The sequence below is a fragment of the Arthrobacter sp. UYP4 genome (genome assembly GCF_057291175.1).
In genome coordinates, this window is sequence record NZ_JBXAVU010000001.1 from 1,062,406 (window position 1) to 1,082,486 (window position 20,081).

The 20,081-nt window shown below is 69.6% G+C and carries 11 protein-coding genes; 2 read left to right on the forward strand and 9 right to left on the reverse strand.

The features are described 5' to 3' along the window. From AC0Z9V_RS04995 to AC0Z9V_RS05010, 4 genes are all read right to left on the reverse strand, one after another. A complete protein-coding gene (locus tag AC0Z9V_RS04995; protein WP_485140901.1) occupies window positions 1–846 on the reverse strand; it encodes an ABC transporter permease in 846 nt (281 codons plus the stop codon). Window positions 847–887: 41 nt separating this feature from the next. After that, on the reverse strand, window positions 888–2,918 hold the full coding sequence (locus AC0Z9V_RS05000; protein WP_485140902.1) for a glycosyltransferase: 2,031 nt from the start codon (window positions 2,916–2,918) through the stop codon (window positions 888–890). Next, window positions 2,915–4,102 carry a UDP-galactopyranose mutase gene (gene glf / locus AC0Z9V_RS05005; protein ID WP_208741551.1) on the reverse strand — a complete coding sequence of 396 codons (1,188 nt, stop codon included), beginning with the start codon at window positions 4,100–4,102 and terminating at the stop codon, window positions 2,915–2,917. Before glf ends, AC0Z9V_RS05000 begins: the two co-directional genes overlap by 4 nt. A gap of 126 nt (window positions 4,103–4,228) precedes the next feature. Then, window positions 4,229–6,280, reverse strand: coding sequence for an acyltransferase family protein (locus AC0Z9V_RS05010; protein ID WP_485140903.1), 2,052 nt, complete (start codon window positions 6,278–6,280; stop codon window positions 4,229–4,231). 202 nt (window positions 6,281–6,482) lie between these two features. Here AC0Z9V_RS05010 and AC0Z9V_RS05015 point away from each other — a divergent pair, with 202 nt between their 5' ends. After that, window positions 6,483–10,589: an FtsK/SpoIIIE domain-containing protein gene (locus AC0Z9V_RS05015; RefSeq protein WP_485140904.1), complete on the forward strand. Its 4,107-nt coding sequence runs from the start codon at window positions 6,483–6,485 to the stop codon at window positions 10,587–10,589. Here the strand turns inward: AC0Z9V_RS05015 and AC0Z9V_RS05020 are convergent. Further along, window positions 10,552–10,974: a hypothetical protein gene (locus AC0Z9V_RS05020; RefSeq protein ID WP_133080925.1), complete on the reverse strand. Its 423-nt coding sequence runs from the start codon at window positions 10,972–10,974 to the stop codon at window positions 10,552–10,554. The two genes, AC0Z9V_RS05015 and AC0Z9V_RS05020, sit on opposite strands and share 38 nt — an antisense overlap. Before the next feature lie 242 nt (window positions 10,975–11,216). Between AC0Z9V_RS05020 and AC0Z9V_RS05025 the strand changes: the two genes are divergently transcribed. Then, entirely contained in the window at window positions 11,217–11,465 is a 249-nt protein-coding gene (locus AC0Z9V_RS05025) for a WhiB family transcriptional regulator (RefSeq protein WP_055769355.1), read from the forward strand. A gap of 104 nt (window positions 11,466–11,569) precedes the next feature. Here AC0Z9V_RS05025 and AC0Z9V_RS05030 read toward each other — a convergent pair whose 3' ends face one another. The 4 genes from AC0Z9V_RS05030 to AC0Z9V_RS05045 all read right to left on the reverse strand — a co-directional run bounded on the left by AC0Z9V_RS05030 (window position 11,570) and on the right by AC0Z9V_RS05045 (window position 20,041). Beyond that, window positions 11,570–13,045, reverse strand: a complete 1,476-nt coding sequence (locus tag AC0Z9V_RS05030) for a sensor histidine kinase (protein ID WP_133080927.1) — start codon at window positions 13,043–13,045, stop codon at window positions 11,570–11,572. Window positions 13,046–13,178: 133 nt separating this feature from the next. Continuing rightward, window positions 13,179–18,017: an NAD-glutamate dehydrogenase gene (locus AC0Z9V_RS05035; protein WP_485140905.1), complete on the reverse strand. Its 4,839-nt coding sequence runs from the start codon at window positions 18,015–18,017 to the stop codon at window positions 13,179–13,181. A gap of 60 nt (window positions 18,018–18,077) precedes the next feature. Further along, on the reverse strand, window positions 18,078–19,388 hold the full coding sequence (locus AC0Z9V_RS05040) for a CpaE/TadZ family protein (RefSeq protein WP_485140906.1): 1,311 nt from the start codon (window positions 19,386–19,388) through the stop codon (window positions 18,078–18,080). Continuing rightward, window positions 19,385–20,041 carry an SAF domain-containing protein gene (locus tag AC0Z9V_RS05045; RefSeq protein WP_485140907.1) on the reverse strand — a complete coding sequence of 219 codons (657 nt, stop codon included), beginning with the start codon at window positions 20,039–20,041 and terminating at the stop codon, window positions 19,385–19,387. The genes AC0Z9V_RS05040 and AC0Z9V_RS05045 overlap by 4 nt, the downstream gene beginning before the upstream one ends. Between the last annotated feature and the right edge of the window lie 40 nt (window positions 20,042–20,081).

Genomic DNA, 20,081 nt, shown 5'->3' on the forward strand with positions numbered 1-20,081 from the left:
TCAGAGCTCCTGGGCGAAGTTGGCCGACAGGCGCCGGAAGACGAATTGGCCGAGGAGGAGGATCAGCACCGACACGACCGCGGCCGTGGGCACCCATACGGCGAGGATCTCCGGCATCAGCGCAGGGCCGGCCGATGCGGCGTCCAGCGTGGGGACCCAGAACCCGTAGTGGAACAGCTCCACCGCCACGGTCATGGGATTCAACTGGTAGAGGAAGAACCACGGGCCGAGGGCGTCGCTGACCAGGTTCCAGCTGTAGAGGACCGGGGACGCCCAGGTGACGACCATGAGGATCATGTCGACGAGGTTCTCGGCGTCGCGGAAGTAGACGTTGACGGCCCCGAACAGCAACCCGAGTCCGGTGGCGAGACAGGCAACGATGAGGAACCCGACGAGCACCAGGAACAGCTGCAGGACGTCCGGACGCCAGCCGACGATCAGGCACGCACCTCCGAGGACGAGCACCTGAGGGAAGAAGTGGACGGCCGAGACCCAGACCGCCGACATGGGGAACAGTTCCCGAGGGAGGTAGATCTTCTTGATGAGGTCACGGTTCTCGACGATCGACCGCGTCGCGTTGCCGAAAGCCTCCGTGAAGAAGTTGATGAGCACGATCCCGGAGAAGAGGTAGACGGCGTAGTTCTCCGTCGTGCCCTGCAGATTCAGGAAGATGCCGAGGGCGACGTAGTAGACGGAGAACTGCAGGAGCGGCTTCAGGTACGACCAGAGGAGGCCGAGCACCGATCCACGGTAGCGGACCCGGATCTCCTTGCGGACCAGCAGGCGCAGCAGGAACCGATTCCGGAGGACGGCGGTGAGCCCGCCACCGGCACCGGGTGTCTGCATGGCACTCGGCGGACCTGCTGCGGATCCTCGCATGCCGCTGCTCAATCTGCCGTGTCTCCCTCGGTCTCCTTCGAGAACCGCCGGAAGGTCTCGTTCCACGCCTGGCGGCTGGTGAACCCGGGCAGGGCTTCCCGATACTGTCCCCTCAGTTCGGGCCAGCTGCTCACGAGCCTCCAGTGCCGTGACACGGTCTGGCCGAGGAGGGAGAAGAACATCTTCCGGTCGCGGCGGTACCACGACGCTCCCGTCCCGTCCGACGCGGTGACCAGCGCGGAATCGAAGCGGGTGAGGCGCCACCACCGCGCATCCATGGCCGGCACCTCGACGGTGGGGCGCTCCGCGGCGTCGGCGGACACCCGCCGCGGCTGGGACGCCATGGCGAGAGCTGCACGTACCAGGGATTCGAGGACCGTCGCGGGCTCCTGGATGTTCTGGTGGCTGTTCCGTTCCCGGACCTCGGGGAAGTCCGAGATGTTCGGCAGCACGCGCGCATCCGTGAAGTCGCGACGGGTCGTCCGGACCCACTGCAGCCGCTCGCCCAGGGTCGCATGGAGATGTCCCGGTCCCTCGAGGACGTCGTCGAGCGCCTTGACGCGGACGGCGACGGCGGAATACTGCATCGAGAGGAGATGCCGTACGTCGAGTGCGAAGCTCTCGAAGGGCATCCGGCCCCCGCGATCGAAGGGTGAGTGGCTGAGCGCCGCGACCCACCGGTTGCGCTGGTGGTAGTACGCCTGCCAGTCGATCGTGTCGTCCTTCTCCGTCCAGGGCATGTGCCAGACCGCTGCACCCGGCAGGGTCACCGTGGAGAAGCCGGCCTTCTGCGCCCGGACCCCGTACTCCGCATCGTCCCATTTGATGAACACGGGCAGGGCGAGCCCGATCTCGCGGACGATCTCCAGCGGGATCAGGCACATCCACCAGCCGTTGTAGTCGACGTCCACCCGGCGGTGCATCCAGGGCGTCATCCTCAGATTGCGCTCGGCGAAATCGTGGCCCTCGAGACTCTTCGCCGCGGGTCCCCAGAAGAACCTCCGTCGGTCCACCTGCTCGCCGAAGGTGTGCAGGACCGACCTCTCGTAGAGGTTGAACATGTGGCCGCCCACAATGGTGGGGTCGGTGGTGAAGTTCGCGAAGTGCAGGGCGCGGAGGATGCCCTCGGTCTCGATGCTCACGTCGTCGTCGAGCAGCAGGACATAGCCGCTGTCGTCCGCCCGCAGCGCTTCCTCCATCCCCCGCGCGAAACCGCCCGACCCTCCGAGATTCGCCTGCTCGACGAGGCGGAACCTCTCGCCCAGCCGTGCGGCTGCCGACGCGTAGCCGTCCTGGTCCGCGACCCGGTCGTTCCCCTGGTCGACGATGATCAGGCGGTCCAGGACCTCGAGCAGGTCGGCATCGTCCGCGAGCGTCGTCATGTGCCGTACCGCGTACTCGGGGCGGTTGAAGGTCGTCACGGCGATGGACAGGGACCCGTGGCTGCGCGCCGACGCGGCGGGCACGGACCAGTCGGCCCGGGTGAGCAGCACCTCCTTGTCGTGCGCGACGAGGTCGAACCAGTACCAGCCGCCGTCGACGAATGCCGTCAGCGGCAGATCGAAGACCAGCTCGCCGTTCCCCGTCGTCGTCGCGCTGTCGACCCTGTTCGACGTGCCGCGGGGACTGGACCGGTACACGATGACCGACGCCTCCGCGCCGTCCTCGACGCCCACCTCGACCCGCAGGCGGACGGAGCGTACCGGGGTGTGACGGCGCCAGTAACTGGCCGGGAAGGCGTTGAAGTAGGTCCCGAGGGAGACCCGCTGGTGGGCCGGCAGCTTGAGGCTCGATCGACCGACGATGAAGTCGGACCGCTGGTGGCTCAGGGTGGGAGGCGTGGCTGCCGTCTTCGGCGCCCCCTGCCGGATCGCCCGGCGCGAGGGGTCGACGATCCGTCGCGCGGGGCTGAAGTCCACGTACAGGGGAAGGACGTCGGTGTCGCCCTCGACCGGGAGGACGACCTTATGGACCACCTGGAGCACGGCGCTGCCGGATCCCGTCCTGCTGCTGCTGTCCTGGGTCGCTCCGATGGTCACGCGTCGACTCCGCCACTCTCGAATGCCTGCCCGCTGGTGAAGTGGGGGGTGACCTTGTTGTCGAACATGCTCAGGGCGGATCCGATGGCCATGTGCATGTCGAGGTACTTGTAGGTCCCGAGCCGGCCGCCGAACAGGACCGACTTCTCGCCCTTCGCCAGGTCGCGGTAGGCGAGGAGCTTCGCCCGGTCGTCGGTCGTGTTGATCGGGTAGTAGGGCTCGTCGCCCTTCTCCGCGAACCGGGAGTACTCGCGCATGATGACCGTCGCGTCCTTGGTGTAGTCCCGTTCCGGATGGAAGTGGCGGAACTCGTGGATGCGGGTGAAGGCGGCGTCCTCGTCGGGGTAGTTCATCACCGAGCAGCCCTGGAAGTCCTCCATCGGGAGGACTTCCTCCTCGAGGTCGATGGTGCGCCAGGACAGGTCGCCTTCGGCGAAGTCGAAGTACCGGTCGACGGGTCCGGTGTAGACGACGGGCACCTGGCCGAGGGTCGTCGAGCGGGAGTACTCGTGGCCCTCGTCGAAGAAGTCCGTGTTCAGGTGGACGTCGATGTTGGGGTGGTCCGCCATTCGCTCGATCCAGGCGGTGTAGCCGTTGACCGGCAGGCCCTCGTACTTGTCGTTGAAGTACCGGTTGTCGTAGGTGTACCGCACCGGGAGGCGGGAGATGATCTCGGCCGGGAGGTCCTTGGGATCGGTCTGCCACTGCTTGCCCGTGTAGTACTTGATGAACGCCTCGTAGAGGGGGCGCCCGATCAGCTGGATGCCCTTGTCGTTCAGGTTCTGCGGATCCGTCCCGGCGAGTTCTCCGGCCTGCTCCTGGATGAGGGCGCGTGCCTCGGTGGGGCCGAGCGCCGAGCGGAAGAACTGGTTGATCGTGCCGAGGTTGATCGGCATGGGATACACCTCGCCCTTGTGGCGGGTGTAGACCTTGTGCACGTAGTTCGTGAACTCGGTGAAGTTGTGGACGTAGTCCCACACCCGCTCGTTCGAGGTGTGGAACAGGTGGGCGCCGTAGCGGTGCACCTCGATCCCGGTCCGGGCCTCGTTCTCACTGTAGGCATTGCCACCGATGTGGTGACGCCGGTCGAGCACGGCGACTTTGAGGCCGAGCTGGGTGGCCGCCCGTTCAGCTATGGTCAGGCCGAAAAAGCCCGATCCAACGACAACGAGGTCAACGTTCACAAATGCTCCTGGGTTGATTCGAACAACGGACATGCCCGTTCAAGGCTACCCGACGGGAGCCACGGACCTTCCAACGATGGGAGTCGGTGGGCGTGCGCCTGCACGGCCACCGGACCTGCGACCGGCCTACAGCTGGACTGCCTCGTCGAACCTCTGGGCGAAGATCGGCGTCAGGGATCTGAGGTAGGTGGCGCTGACGTGGTTCTCGTCGATGTACACGAAGATGTTGCCCACGACGGCCGGGCAGTCCTCGGCCCGGCACAGGTAGTCGGTGAAGTCGAGGAATGCGACGTCCGGAGCCTGCTCGAGCAGCTCGTCGACCGGGGGCCGATCGCTGAGGGTCGCGGTGCGGGCAGGATTGCAGTCCGGGCTCTCCGCCCCCTGCGATTCGACGCACAGGACCCTGTCGGTCGTGAATCGCGGGTTGTCACGGACGGCCACCACCTGGATGCCGTTGTCGTCGAGCATCCTCGCGGTCTGCGCGAAACCCGCCGGCAGGACGTCCTGGGGGTCGTCACTGCGCGCGACGGTCCCGACCGTGTAGACGAGGTCGGGTGACTGGTCGAGCACATAGTCGGTGACCGCTGCATTCCACTGCTCGCATTCGGGCGTGCGTCCCTCCGGGCCCGCACCGTACTTGCAGCCTCCGAGGAGCACGAAGGTCATCTTCCATCCCCGCTCCTGGGCCATCTGGGCCAGCGGGACGGACCACTGCTGGGAATGCGAGTCGCCCACGACGACGATGTCGAGCACCGGCGCTGACGGCGGCATGATGACGTTGCAGTTCTTCCGCAGCAGTTCGTCGTCGGGTTCGTCCTCCCCGTCGCAGAACCTGTCGAGCTGGAAGTACTCCTTGCTCAGCTCGGTGGTCGCGGGGATGGGTGGCACGTTCTCGGGAGCGGACAGGTTCAGGAGCGGGTCCAGCACCAGCGCACCCGGGTTGTTCGTGTCGGCATTCGCGGCGATCTCCCGGGCCTGCTGCGTGATCGCCTGCTGCCAGAGGGTCAGCGGTGCCGCGACGAGCGCCACGCTGACGACCAGCACCATCACCGCGCGACGGCGTCGCCTGTCCGCCCACGCCAGTGCCCGCATCGGCCGTTCGACGAAACGCATCGTGGCATAGGCCAGCACCAGGGACACCGCGATGACCAGGAACCCACCGAGCACGCCGGGTGACGTCCTGTCCTGCCAGACGAGGGCCAGCACGAGGACCGGCCAGTGCCACAGGTACAGCGCGTAGGACAGATCACCCACGCGGACCAGGGGTTTCGAGGAGAGGAAGCGGTCTGCTCCCACCGGGCTGTCCGTCTGTCCGGCCACGATCACGAGGGCTGCGGCCACCAGGGGCCACAGTGCCACGTATCCCGGGAACTGGCCCTGGACGTCGAGGAGGAACCCGCCGCTGAGCATCGCCGCGACGCCGGCCCACCCTGCTCCGATGCGCAGGGCGCGCGGCAGGCGGATGAAGGGCAGGGCCAGGGCGAGCAGGGTGCCGAAGGCGAACTCCCACAGACGCGCCCGCGTGTCGAAATAGGCGTAGGCCTGGTTCGTGTAGGTCTCCCAGACCGAGAACGCGAGCGATGCCACGAACAGGGCCCCGAACACCAGCAGGACGACACCGCGGAACTTCAGCCGGTATCGCCGCGCCAGCACGGAGCTGGCCAGGAACAGCAGGGGCCACAGGATGAACACCTGGCCCTGGACCGAGAGCGACCAGAAGTGCTGCAGGGGGCTCGCGAGGCTGTGGTCCTCCGCGTAGTAGTCGACCGCGTCGGACGCGAGTACCCAGTTCTGCGCGTAGAACAGGGAGGCCCACGCCTGCTCGATGATCCCCGGCCAGCGCGACGGCGGGACCAGCACGTAGCTCGCCCCGAGGACACCCACGATGACGACGACGACGGCCGGCAGCAGCCGCTTGAACTGGTGAAGCCAGTGCCGGACCAGGTCCAGCGGCTTCCCCGACTCCACCTTGCGGAGGAACGACAGGGCCAGCAGGAAGGCCGAGATCAGGAGGAAGACGTCCACGCCGCCCGACACGCGGCCGAACCAGACGTGGTAGGACACGACCATTAGGACGGCCAGGGCCCGCAGGCCCTGCACTTCGGGGCGGAAACCCCGATCGCTGCTGCGTCTCCCACTGCGGGAGAGGGCAGCAGGACTGACGTCAACGACTGCCATGGCGGGCTTTCAGGGTAGGCACGATGAACGATTGTACCGGGAGGACCTCCACGATCCCGGCAGGCGCCCCCGGCTTTCGGCGCCGACGGCACCCGGCCTGCCCCGATGACGCCCCGGGCCTTGTCCACAACGCACCCTGCCGGCCCGACGCGCACCCGGACCGATCCTAGCCTCGGAGGCACCCGTCGTCCCAGGAGGCCCCATGGACCTGCACGTCACCCTCGCGAGCAGTCCCCCGCACAGCTCTCCCACGCGGGAGATCGTCGTGGACCCGGAGGTGCTGGGGACCGGCAGCGCGCTCGCCGACCAGCTCGAGGCGGCCGGCTACAGCGGACCGTTCTCCGTGGACGGCCGGCCCCTGAACACACTGGTGCCACACAGCGGAGCCCTCGTCGACGGGGCGATCATCGTGGCAGGGCCGCTCGGGCGAGCACCCGGACCGCCGCACGTCCCCCACCTCGTCTTCGTGGTGTGCGCGGGTCCCGACGCCGGGCAGGTGATTCCGCTCACGCGGGGCGGCTACACGATCGGACGTGCGGGCAGCGACATCGTCATCGCCGATCCGTCCCTCTCCAGGCGGCATGCCCTCCTCACCGTCACGGCGGACTCCATCCTGCTCGAGGACCTGGGGTCGGCGAACGGGACGTTCGTCGATGACGAGCGGATCATCGGCGCCGGCATCACCGTCTCCGCCGGGCTCCGGTTCGGCGCGAGCCGGTGCCGGATCGAGCTCATGGACGGTGCGGGGTGGGTGCCCGGACCGGCGCGGGACATCCTCGAGCCCCTGGCCGTCGGACAGGACGTCCCCCGCCGGCCATCCCGCACCATGGTCCTCACCGCGCTGCTACCGCTCGTCCTCGGTGTCGTCCTGGCCCTGGCCACCGGGATGTGGTTCTTCCTCGCCTTCAGCGCCCTGTCCGCCGGTACCGGCCTCGTGCCCCTGCTCGCGTACCGCCGCCAGTCCCGGGATTTCATGCGCGCCGTGCGAGCCGCCGCGGAACGGGACCGCGACAGGCGTACCCGCGCTGTCCCCGAACCCGGCCAGACGGCCCTGGACGCCCTGCGGGCGCTGCATCGGCGACCTGGACCTCCACCGCGGTCACGGTCGCCTGCACGGGACCCGCTCCTGCTGAGGCTCGGCACGGCGGATCAGCCTGCCCGCCTCGCGAGCGGGCCGACCGGTGCGCCCTTCATCCCGCCCATCCTTCCCGGACTTGCGCTCCACCTGCCGTGCCCGGTACGGACGGATGCCACCGGCAGCCGGCGGGTCACCATCACGGGCGAGGACGGGGCCGTGCAGGCCCTGGCCCGCGCCGTGCTCCTGCAGGTGGCCCATCCGGGGTCCGGCGACGCGCCCATCATCTGCTGGGGATCGGTCCCGGATCTTCCGCAGGCGGCCCGCTTCCTCCCGAACGTCCGCGTCACCAGGGATCCCGTCACGCTCGCCTCGCTCCTCCGCGAGCACGGGGTCCGGCTGGTCCTCCAGTTCTCCGACGACCTGCCCGCCCTCCCGGGGCTCACCGGGCTGCCCCTGGTGTGGTTCGCTGCCCGGGGCGCTGCCGCGGAGGCGGCACCGCCGGATGGGCACCTGACCATCGGTGCGGGAACTGCCCGGGCGTCCATCGGCGGATGCGAATACGACATGGTGCCGGACGGCGTTTCCGCGCAGTCCTTCGAGCGGACGGCACGGGCACTGGCACGGGCGGCAGCGGACGGAGCAGGATCCGCGGCCGTCGGCCGGCCCGGTGTCCGGGCGGTCCGCAGCACGGTCCCACGGTCCGTCTCCTTCTGGGACGGGCAGCCGACCCCGGACAGCATCGTCCGCACTGCACGACGCCGCTGGCCCACGGCCGACGCCGGACGACCGGTCGCCCACGTCGGCGCGTCGGCGACCGGCCCCGTCCTCGTCGACCTGGTCGAGGACGGCCCGCACCTCCTGGTCGCCGGCACCACCGGCTCCGGGAAGTCGGAGTTCCTGAGGACCCTGGTGCTGGGACTCGCGATGGACCAGCCGCCCCGGCAGCTGGCACTGCTGCTGATCGACTACAAGGGCGGCGCAGCCCTGGGTCCGCTCGCAGCGCTCCCCCACTGCGTGGGTAGCCTGACAGACCTGTCCGTCGAGTCGACGGCTCGGGCCCTCACCTCGCTGCGCGCCGAGCTGGGACGCCGTGAACGCCTGTGTGCCGACCACGCCTCCTCCGACCTGGACGGACTACGCGCGGTGTCGCCGTCCTCGTGTCCGCCACGCCTGGTCGTCGTGATCGACGAGTTCCGGATGCTGAGCGACGACGTCCCCTCGGCCGGTGCCGACCTCCTGAAGCTCGCCGCGCTCGGCCGCTCCCTGGGCGTCCACCTCGTCCTCGCGACACAGCGGGTGCAGGGCGCGGTTCCGCCGGACATGCGGGCGAACCTCACCTCGACAGTGCTGCTGAGGGTCCAGACGGCCATGGAGTCGCAGGAGCTGCTCGGATCCGGGGTGGCAGCCGATCTGCCCGTCGGCACCCCCGGCAGGGCTTTCCTGCGCAGGGGGGCGGAGCCGCCGGTCGCCTTCCAGGTGTCATCCTGCTCAAGCGCCGCCGCGGCAGACCTCTCCTCCGGGTGGCAGGACCTGGTCACCTACCTCGGCGGCGGCGCACGCGAAGAACCGGCGGAACGTCCTGCCGCGTGCAGCGGACGGGAGCCACCCTCCGATCGGCGACCGACCAGGACGGGACGCGCCGCCCCTGGATCGGGTCAGGATCGCGGTGTCCTCGAGCGCGCGGCGGCGGCGCTCGCCGAAGCCGCAGCCGGCATGGCAGCCGGGCGTCCGGCTCCGCCGGTCCTGCCTCCGCTGCCGACCTCCGTCGGACCGGCCGCGTGCACCGCCCTCCTGCCGGCCGACCCGTCACGGGAAGCGGCGTCCGCAACGGGTGCGTTGCTCGGCATCGCCGATCTCCCCGACCACCAGGCACAGCGGCTCCTGCAGTGGCGGCCGGCGGACCATTCGCACCTGGCGCTGGTCGGCCTGCCCGGCAGCGGTGGGACGGAGGCTCTCGGAGGAGCGGTGGCATCCCTGCTGGACGCGGACCCTGATCTCCACCTGTACCTGCTCGACGGTGACGGGAGCCTGTCGAGTTCCGCGCTCCTGCCCCAGGTCGGCGCCCATGTGCCGTCGCACGAGACGCGGCGAGCCGCCCGGGTGCTCGAGCGGCTCGCCGCACTGCGCGTCGAGCCGCCGGAGGACCTCCCGCGGATCGTCCTCGCCATCACCGGATGGGGCCGGTGGAGCAGCCAGTTCCGCGCCGGTCGTTCCGCGCGGGCGGAGGAGGACCTCCTGACCATCGCGCGGGACGGCAGCAGGATCGGGGTGGCCGTGCTCGTCACCGGGGATCGTGACCTGACCACGTCGCGGTTCTTCGCCCTGCTGCCGAACCGCGTCTACCTGCCCCTCGGCGCGCACGCCGAGACCACGCTGACCTGGCCGACGATGCCGGCGCTCGATGCGGTGACGGGTCGCGGGCTCGCCCAGGGACGCATCACGGGCAGCTGGGGGGATGCAGCATGCCAGCTGGCGCTCGGGCCCTCCCCCACCGGTCACGCTTCCCGCCCGCCTGCCCGCCGCCCGTTCCCCGTCCATCCGCTGCCGCGGACCGTCATGCTCGAGGCACTCGTCCGCCGGACCGACGGGGATGCAGGCGGACGGCACGACCTCCTGCTGGGAGTCTCCGGCGATGACCTGCACCCCTACTTCGTCCCCCTGGACCCGGGCGAGGCGTACCTGGTGCTGGGGCGTGCATCCTCCGGGCGCACGAATGCCCTGGAGGTGCTCTCCGCGGCCTCGGCGTCCAGCGGATCCCACCGCGTCCCGGTGGCACCACCGCCGGGCATCGGAGCCGCACAGTTCTGGCGGGGCATCGCGGACCCCGGCTCCACTGCCTGCCGGCCGGAGCATTGCATCCTGGTGGTCGACGACGCGGACACCCTTCCGGCCGATGTGCACCAGGTGCTCTCGGAGTTCGTCGCCCGCGGTGCCGCGGCCGTCCTGTCCGCGGCACCCGGGCCCACGCTGATGGCGCGTGTGCCGCTCTCGCTCCAGGCGCGCAGCACCGGCCGGGGCTTCGTCCTGGCGCCGAGATCGTCGGGCGACGGCGACTTCTTCGGGGCCCGCTTCGACCTGGACACGCCACCCGTACCCGGACGGGGATACGCCTGCGATCCGGCGGGAGCCGTCGAGGTCCAGGTCGCCTGCGCCGCCACACGGTGGACACCCGGTCCCCCGCCTCCGAGCAGGCCTACAGAATCCGCCCGTCCCCCGCGGGCCGCGCCGTGAAACCGACGACCGGCTTCGAGAACAGGGTCACGATGACGGCGGCGGCGGGGACCATGAGTGCGAGCCCGATCACCGGGTTCCCGGAGGAGAAGAAGGGGAAGGCGAGGATCACCAGGAACAGCTGGACGACGAGCGACGGGGACCGGGGCCACCGGAAGCCGGCGACGAGTTTGCGGGCCATCACGGCCAGAGCCGCGGCGACCAGCAGCAGCAGGACGGCCAGGAAGACCGAGCCTCCCACGGACACCGGATCGGCCGCGAAGACCGTCCCGAGAGAACCGACGGCGAGGACCACGAGCGCTACCGCCTCGAGGACCAGGACGGCGGCGATCAGGACGACGCCGCGAGGTCGGTTCGAGGAATGCGGGGCTGGGTCTGTGGCCACTCTCGAACCCTACCCGACGGGCCGGGCGCCCTCCTGGCCGACGAAAGGCGGCGGTGCTGTGACAAACCACTCACCCATCCGATCAATTAGGACGGTAAAACCCCTTGTTTACCCAGTAGTAACGTGACAGCCTTAAAAGCAGTGCAAACCCGGGGGCCCACGTCGGCCCCTTTACTATGAGCCCCCTCGTGAATGTTTTCACAAACTCACGGTGAGCGAGGCTAGAGGAGAATGTGATCACCATGGATTGGCGTAGTCGCGCGGCCTGTCTGGACAAGGACCCGGAGCTGTTCTTCCCGGTCGGCAACACCGGACCAGCGCTGCTTCAGATCGAAGAGGCGAAGAGCGTGTGCCGACGCTGCCAGGTGCAGGACACCTGCCTGCAGTGGGCCATCGAGTCGGGCCAGGATGCCGGAGTATGGGGTGGACTGAGTGAGGACGAGCGCCGTGCGCTCAAGCGTCGGGCCGCTCGGGCGCGCCGCGCCTCCTGACCGACGCCGGATCATCCGGCCGGCGCCGGAACACGAACCGGTACGACGAAGGGCCGCCCATCGGGCGGCCCTTCGTCGTACCTGCGGTGCTGGTTCTGACGGCGCTAGTTCTGGTTGAGGTGCAGCCCCAGTTCGAGTGTGACGGAGGTCCCGCCGCCGGGGCGGATGCTCCACTCGATCGTCCCGCCGAGTTCACTCGTCACCAGCGTCCGGACGATCTGCAGGCCGAGGCCCTCCGCGTGCCCTCCGGGCGGCAGCCCGACGCCGTCGTCCTCGATCGTCACCCGGAGGATCTCCTCGCCGTCCGGCTCGGTCCGGCGGTTCGCCATCAGCCACACCGTCCCTGCGCGTCCTGACAAGCCGTGCTCGACGGCGTTCGTGACCAGTTCGTTGATCACCAGGGCCAGCGGTGTCGCGAGATCGCTCGGCAGCTCCCCGAAGTCGCCGCTGCGCTCGGTGCGCACCGCCTGCGACGGTGAGGCGACCTCCGCCGACAGGCGGAACTGCCGGGAGATCAGCTCGTCGAAGTCGACACTCTGGGCCAGGCCCTGCGAGAGCGTCTCATGAACCAGGGCGATGGTCGACACCCGTCGCATGGCCTGCTCGAGTCCGAGCTTCCCCTCGTCGCTGACCATCCTGCGGGACTGCATCCGGAGCAGCGCCGCGACGGTCTGCAGGTTGTTCTTCACGCGGTGGTGGATCTCCCGGATGGTCGCGTCCTTCGACACGAGCTCCATCTCGCGGCGTCGGAGCTCGGACACGTCCCGGCAGAGCACGAGGGCGCCGAAGCGCTCCTTCTCGTCGCGGAGCGGGATGGCCCGCAGCGACAGGCTAACCCCGCGGGACCCGATCTCGGTGCGCCAGGGCATCCGGCCGGTGACGACCAGCGGGAGCGTCTCGTCGACCATCCTCCGATCCTTGAGGAGCGCCGTCGTGATCTCCGCGAGGGGCCGTCCCTCGAGGGTCTCCACATCGCCCAACCGTCGGAAGGCGGACACACCGTTGGGGCTGGCGTATTGCACGATCCCGTCGACGTCGAGGCGGATCAACCCGTCACCCACGCGCGGAGCGCCCCGCCGGGAACCGGTCGGCGTCGCGAAGTCGGGCCACAGGCCGAGGGTCCCCATGCGCAGGAGGTCGTAGGCGCACTGCCGGTAGGTCAGCTCGAGCCTCGACGGCATCCTGGAGCTGGAGAGGTCCATGTGCGTGGTGACGACGGCGAGGGTACGGCCGTTGCGCACCATCGGGACCGCCTCGACGCGCATCGCCATCTCGGTGGTCCAGTTCGTCTCGCCCGAGCGTTCGATCTTCTGCGACTCCCAGGCGATGTCGACGAGGGGCTGGAGGTCCGCGCGGATGCGCTCCCCGACGAAGTCGCTGTGGAAGACGGTGTGCGAGGTCGAGGGCCGTGCGTGGGCGAGGGCGACGTAGCCTCCGCCGTCGAGGGGGAACCACAGTGCGAGGTCGGCGAACGCGAGGTCGGCCACCATCTGCCAGTCCCCCACGAGGAGATGGAGCCACTCGGCGTCGCCGGGCTCGAATCCTGCGTACTCGCGGATCGGGTCAGTGAAGATAGCCATGGAGTCTCTCTGTTGCTCGGGTCAGTACGTCGGCGCGGTCGGAGCCCGGGACGGACCGGACCTGCGGCGCAGTGTGCCGCAGGTCCAGTCTGTCATCCCGATCGCCCCGCCCGGGCCGCCGGGGCGGGCTCCGCTACCGCACGATGGACCGCAGGAGGCGCAGCGCGACCGACAGGGACGAGATGTCGTCCTGTTCCAGCTGGTTGACCTCCGCGAACATGTTGCTGGCCCGCTGCAACTGGTCCGCGTTCTGCTCCTGCCAGGCCAGGAGGCGCTCGCCCGCATCGCGGTCCTGCAGGTCCTGCGAGGCCCGCAGGACGGCGACGGAGATGTCGGCGATCGTGGAGTAGAGGTCGTCGCGCAGGGCTGCACGTGCCAGGGCCTGCCAGCGATCCGTCCGCGGCAGCGTGGTGATCCGCTCCAGCAGGTCGTCCACCTCGAAGCGGTCGTAGACCGCGTAGTACACCTTGGCGATGTTCTCGACCGGCTCGTCCACCCGACGCGTGCTGTATGCGATGTCGAGCAGCGCGAAGGACTCGAACTGCTCGGCCCAGTGGCGGCCGAGCTCCTCCGGCAGGTGCCATTCGGCCGCCGTCTCCATCGCTTCGCGCGCACGCTCCCGGTCGCAGCCTCGCAGGTATTCCGAGAGCCGGGCCCGGAACGGGGCCACGAGCGGCTGGAAGGCGGCGATGTCGGCGTCCACCGTCGTGCCGGGCTCCACGTGGTTGACGAACCAGCGCACCGCGCGGTCGAGGAGGCGGCGCAGGTCCAGGTGCACCGTCGTCCAGCGGTCCGTCGGGAAGTCCGCGGGGAGGGCAGCGAGGGTATCGACGGTCTCGTCCAGCGAGTAGATCTCCCGAAGGGCCACGAAGGCGCGGGCGATGACCGGCTCCGGCACCGACGTCTCCTCCATCACCCGGAAGGCGAAGGTGATGCCGCCCAGGTTGATGATGTCGTTGGCGATCACGGTCGAGATGATCTCGCGACGCAGCGGATGCGTGTCGAGCAGGTCGTCGAACCGTTCCACCAGCCGGCGCGGGAAGTAGCGGCGCAGGGTGCCGCTGAAGTACGGGTCGTCCGCGAGGGTGCTGGCGGACAGGACCTTCGTCAGCTCGATCTTGGCGTACGCGGCCAGCACCGACAGTTCCGGTGACGTGAGGCCCTGGCCGGCGTCGAGGCGACGGCGGAGCTCGGCCGTCGACGGTAGCGCCTCCAGGTCGCGGTCGAGATCCGCCTTCTTCTCGAGCCAGTCCATCATCCGCTCGTAGCTCGGGCTCCACTCGATGACCCGCTGGCGGTCGTTGAGCAGCAGGACGTTCTGGTCGATGTTGTCCTGGAGCACGAGGGTGCCGACCTCGTCGGTCATCGAGTGCAGGAACTCCGCGCGCTCCTCCGGCAGCAGGCGCCCGGCACGCACCATCCGGTCGACGAAGATCTTGATGTTGACCTCGTGGTCCGAGCAGTCGACCCCGGCGCTGTTGTCGATGGCGTCCGTGTCGAGCAGGACGCCCGCGAGTGCGGCCTCGATCCGGCCCCGCTGGGTCATGCCGAGGTTGCCGCCCTCGCCGACCACGCGGGCGCGCAGTTCACTGCCGTTGACGCGGATGGCATCGTTCGCGCGGTCCCCGACCTCGCCGTGCGTCTCGTCGGTCGCCTTCACGTAGGTCCCGATGCCGCCGTTGTAGAGCAGGTCGGCAGGCGCCCGCAGGATCGCGCGGAGCAGCTCCGGCGGACTGAGTTTCGACACGCCGTCCTCGAGCCCGAGTGCTTCCCGCACCTGCGGGGAGACGGGGATGGACTTCGCCTGCCGCGGGTAGACCCCGCCACCCTCGCTGATCAGCGCCGTGTCGTAGTCCTCCCAGCTCGAGCGAGGAAGGTCGAACAGCCGACGCCGCTCGGCGAAGGACGCGGCCGCGTCCGGATCCGGGTCGAGGAAGATGTGGCGGTGGTCGAATGCCGCGACCAGGCGGATGTGCTCGGACAGGAGCATGCCGTTGCCGAAGACGTCGCCGCTCATGTCACCGACACCGACCACGGTGAAGTCGTCGGTCTGGGTGTCGACGTCGAACTCGCTGAAGTGCCGCTTGACGGACTCCCAGGCGCCGCGGGCGGTGATGCCCATTGCCTTGTGGTCGTAGCCGACGGAGCCACCGGAGGCGAAGGCGTCACCGAGCCAGAAGTCGTACTCGGCGGAGAGTTCGTTGGCGATGTCCGAGAAGGACGCCGTGCCCTTGTCGGCCGCCACCACCAGATAGGTGTCGTCGTCGTCGTGCCGCACCACGCGGGCGGGAGGCAAGACCGACTCGGTCGTACCGTTCGTGATCACGTTGTCCGTGATGTCGAGCAGGCCCCGGATGAAGGTCCGGTAGCTCGCCTGCCCCTCCGCGAGCCAGGCCTGCCGGTCGGCCGCGGGATCGGGGAGCTGTTTCGCGAAGAAGCCTCCCTTGGCCCCGGTGGGCACGATGACGGCGTTCTTGACCGTCTGCGCCTTCACCAGGCCGAGCACCTCGGTCCGGAAGTCCTCCCGGCGGTCGGACCAGCGCAGGCCGCCGCGGGCCACCTTGCCGAACCGGAGGTGCACGCCCTCGACCTGGGGCGAGTACACCCAGATCTCGAACTTGGGCCGGGGGAACGGCGCTCCGTCGATACGCGCGGTGTCGAACTTGAAGCTGACGTGGCGCTTGTCCTGGAAGTAGTTGGTCCGGAGGGTCGCCTCGATGAGGTTCGCGAAGGTGCGCAGCACGCGGTCGGCGTCGAGGGTCGCCACGCCCTCCAGTCCTTCGTCGAGCGCGGCCCGGGCGGCCGCCGTGGCGACCTCCCTGTCCCCGTCGAGGTCGGGATCGAAACGCGCCGTGAACAGCGCCACGAGGGCACGGCTGACGACGGCATTGCGCTGCAGCGTGTCCGCGACGAAGCCGTAGGAATTGGTGTTGCCCATCTGGCGCAGGTACTTCGCGTAGGCGCGCAGGATCAGCACCTGGCGCCACCCGAGCTCCTCGCTCAGCACGAGGCGGTCGAACTGGTCGGACTCGCTGCGTCCGGTCACCGCGGCGGTGAAGGCGTCCTGCAGCAGGGGTGCGGTTCCGAGCGGCGAGATCCCCGCCGGGTACCGGAGGCCGAGGTCGTAGAGGAAGAACGAACGATCATCCGACCGCGTGATCTCGAACGGCCGCTCGTCCAGCACCTCGAGACCCAGGTTGTGGAGGTAGGGCAGGATCTGCGTGAGGCTCTTCGCCTCCGCCAGGTAGAGCTTGAGGCGAGCGTCCTCGACCGTGCCGGAATCCTGCCGCTCCGGCACGTAGACGTGCAGCTGGAGCGCCCCGGCCTGCGCTGCGGGGAGACGCTCGAAGCGCGAGATGTCCTCCAGCGCGTCCTCGACCTCGTAGTCGACGCGGTAGCTGGGCGGGAAGGACTCCGCCCACAGCGCCGCGAGGCGCTGGGCCGTGTCCTGCTCGAACCTGTCCTGCGCGACCTCGACGATGCCCTCGGACCATGACCGGGCGGCGCGCACGAGACGGTCCTCCAGCTCCGTGGCGTCGACCGCGGGGATCTCGGCTCCCTTCTGCAGCCGGATGCGGAAGAACAGCCGCGCGAGGGCGGATTCGCTCATCCGGGCTTCGAAATCGATCGAATCCGCGTCGAGCGCGGTCCTCAGTTCCTCCTCGATCCGCAGCCGGACGCTCGTGGTGTACCGGTCGCGGGGAAGGTAGACGAGGGCCGACATGAAGCGTCCGTAGACGTCCGGGCGCAGGAACAGCCGCGTCCGCCGGCGTTCCTGGAGCCGCAGGATCCCGAGTGCGGTCGACACCAGATCGGAGACCTCGATCTGGAAGAGCTCGTCGCGCGGGTAGGTCTCGAGGATGGACAGCAGATCCTTCCCCGAGTGCGAGTCGGACGGGAAGCCGCACCGGCGCAGCACCTCGGTGACCTTGTCGCGGACCAGGGGGACGTTGCGGACCGAGCCGGTGTAGGCGCTGGTGGCGAAGAGTCCGATGAAGCGGCGCTCACCGTTCACGTTGCCCTGCGCGTCGAAGCTCTTGATGCCGATGTAGTCGAGGTATGCCGCGCGGTGCACCGTCGACCGGGAATTGGCCTTCGTGATGACGAGGACGCGGCGTTCACGGGCCTTCGCGCGGCCCGCCGCGGTGAGTTGCTGGAGGTGCCCTCCGCCGGTCCCGTTCCGCAGCAGGCCCAGTCCGCTGCCGTCACGGACCCGCAGGGCGTCGGCGCCTCCCTCGTCCGTCACGAGGTCGTACTCCTTGTAGCCGAGGAAGGTGAAGTTGCCGTCGTCGAGCCACTGCAGGAGCTCCTGTGCCTGCCGCAGGTCGGGGATGTCCTCGGCCCCCGCGATCGAGCCCAGGGTCGACTCGATGGAGCGCACCATGTCGCGCATGGCGGGCCAGTCCTCGACTGCAGACCTGACATCACCCAGCACGCGATGCAGTCCGTCGACGACCGAGTCCCGGGCCGCCGCGTCGGGAAGTCGCGAGACCTCGACCGACATCCAGGACTCGATGTGGGCGGCCCTGCCGGAGATGCCGATCATGTCCCCGACGTTGGGCAGGGCGGCGGTGTCACCGCTGGAGGCGCCGGCCGTGGACGGGACGCGCTTGAGTGCTGCCAGCGCGTGGGTCCCTTCGTCGCGGACCGCGACGAAGGTCGGGTGGACCACCAGCTGGATGGCCGCGTTCTGCCGCACGAGCTCCGCCGTGACGGAGTCGACCAGGAAGGGCATGTCGTCGGTGACGATCATCACGATGCTCGAGGCGCCCTGGTCGATGACGCCGACGGCGGCGGTTCCGGGCTCGCGGGACCCGGCGAGATCGCGGTGCGCGAAGGCGCGCTGGCGGAGGTCGATCGGTGCGTAGCCGGCAGCGTCCTCGAGTGCGAGATGCTCGAAGTAGTGCTCTACGAATTCCTCCCCTGACGTGTCCGAGCTGAACTGATCCGTTGTCCTGGATCCAGACGACATGGGGATGGCCTCCGTAACGAAATGAAAGGCCGCTCCGTTGCGACCTCTTACCAAGGAAGCCTATCGGGGTTGCCGGAAAACTTCACGTCGCCGGGTCTCTGTCCCGGCGCCCCTCCGCTTCCCGGCGACGGGCACCTCGGCGAGTTCGGCGATCGCGAGCCGGAGCCGCGAGGCCGGTGCCGTCTCGAGCAGGGCCGTACCCGCGAGGAGCGCCTGGTCGACGGCCGCGTAGTCCACGGGGAGGAAGGCCGAGATCCCCGCCGCCGGTCCGAAGCGCTCCCATGCCTCCCTCAGCTGGTTCTCGGGTGCCCGGCCGACGGCCGTGGCCCTCACCTTGTTGAACACGAAGCGCGGTGCGGCGGTCGGCACCACGTCCGCGAGTTCGGCGAGCGCCTTCACCAGGCGAGGGACGCCGACCGCGTCCGCTCCCCCGACGGCGATGACCGAGTCGGCGGCGTCCAGGCAACGGAGCGTTGCACCGTTGCGGCGGGGTGCGAGTGTATCGAAGCTCAGCTCCTCGTCCGTCTCCAGGCAGAATCCGCAGTCGACGATCGTGACGTCGGCGATCGATCGGGCGGCCTCGAGGACCTGACCGAGGGCGGCCGGGCGCAGCTCGGGCCAGCGGTCGGGCCGCGTGATGCCCGTCAGCACCCTGAGCCGGCCGCCCTTGATGGCCACGTTCACGGCGATCCTGGCGAGGGCCGTACCGTCGAAGCCGCCCTGGTCCGCGATCCGGCAGGCCTGGGCGAGCCCCGCCGACTCGTCGAGGAGCCCCAGCGCGGCACCGATGCTCGCACCGTACGTGTCCGCATCGATCAGCAGGACCGACGTTCCCGCCGCGGCGAGCTCGGCCGCCATGTTCAGGGCCACCGTGGTGCGACCCGGTCCGCCGGGTGGCCCCCAGACCGCCGTGATCCGTCCGTCTCCGGGCGCATGCGGTGGATCGGCCGGCACGGGGACGGCGACGTCGGGCACGTCCCGCGGGTCGGCGTAGGCGAGCGATCGCCGAGAACCGGCAGATCCGGCGTCGAACCTGTCGACCGCCCGGGACACTGCCTCTGCCAGTGCGGCGGGGTCCACCGATGCGGCGACGTATTCGGCTCCGTCGAGAATCGCCGGACCCTCCGGTGACCCGTCGGTCAGCACGACGACGACGACACCCGCGAACCGCAGCCGGTCGACCAGTGAGGCGGTGAGCTCGACGGCGCCGGACGCGATGATCACGGCGCGTGCGAGACCGGACTGGCAGGCGGCCACGAGTTCGGCGAGCTCCTCGCACCGGCGGACGACCGTGACCGGACCCCTCAGGCGTTCGAGCCCGGGGACGCATGCGCTCGCGGCCGGCCCGAGCGTGAGGACGGGGATGTTCACGATCCGGCGCCGGGATCGAGGACGACGGCGATCCGGGCCTCGTTGGAGAGCGCGTCGAGCAACTGGGGCATGGCGGCGTCCTCGACGAGGACCTGCACGAGGGTCGACGCGCTTCCGCCCAGGGCCGACTCCCCGACGGTCAGCTCGGCGATCTCGGCGGCCTCGAGCAGCAACCGCGGCTCCTCGTACGTGTTCGTGTCCGCCCGGAGGGAGACCCAGACGTCCACCCTGTCACCGGCGGCGGTACCGGAGGGCAGCGGATCCTCGACGGTGAGGCCGACGGGCTTGCGATCGAGGTCATCGGCGCTGCCGATCGCGGACGCCGGGATGAGTTCACCCTGCGGAATGAGTCTCGTCGCGACGGCATCGTCGGGAAAGCCCCCGTCGACCGGCTGGTAGGCGGAGGCGGAGTCCCCGAGATTGACCGGCACGGCGACGACATCCTCGAGCGACAGGGCGGAGCCGACGGGGATGTCCTCCCGTGCCGCGTACACCTCCGTGGTGCTGTCCTGACTCTCCAGCAGTGCGATGACCCCGGCCGTCGACGCGAGCACCAGCATCAGTCCGATGAGCAGGCGCGGGTCCTTCCAGGACGGCTTCTTCAGCCGCGGGGCCTCACCCTGCAGGTGCACCACGCGTGCGTCACTACTCACTGTCGCCCCCAGAGAATCTGTGCCGCCCGGCGGACGGCCC

Excerpts from the sequence above, each read along its gene's own strand:
- AC0Z9V_RS05030 (WP_133080927.1), bottom strand. The coding sequence starts at position 13,045 with ATGGCTATCTTCACTGACCCGATCCGCGAGTACGCAGGATTCGAGCCC.
- AC0Z9V_RS04995 (WP_485140901.1), bottom strand. The coding sequence starts at position 846 with ATGCAGACACCCGGTGCCGGTGGCGGGCTCACCGCCGTCCTCCGGAAT.
- AC0Z9V_RS05025 (WP_055769355.1), top strand. The coding sequence starts at position 11,217 with ATGGATTGGCGTAGTCGCGCGGCCTGTCTGGACAAGGACCCGGAGCTG.
- AC0Z9V_RS05010 (WP_485140903.1), bottom strand. The coding sequence starts at position 6,280 with ATGGCAGTCGTTGACGTCAGTCCTGCTGCCCTCTCCCGCAGTGGGAGA.
- AC0Z9V_RS05015 (WP_485140904.1), top strand. The coding sequence starts at position 6,483 with ATGGACCTGCACGTCACCCTCGCGAGCAGTCCCCCGCACAGCTCTCCC.
- AC0Z9V_RS05035 (WP_485140905.1), bottom strand. The coding sequence starts at position 18,017 with ATGTCGTCTGGATCCAGGACAACGGATCAGTTCAGCTCGGACACGTCA.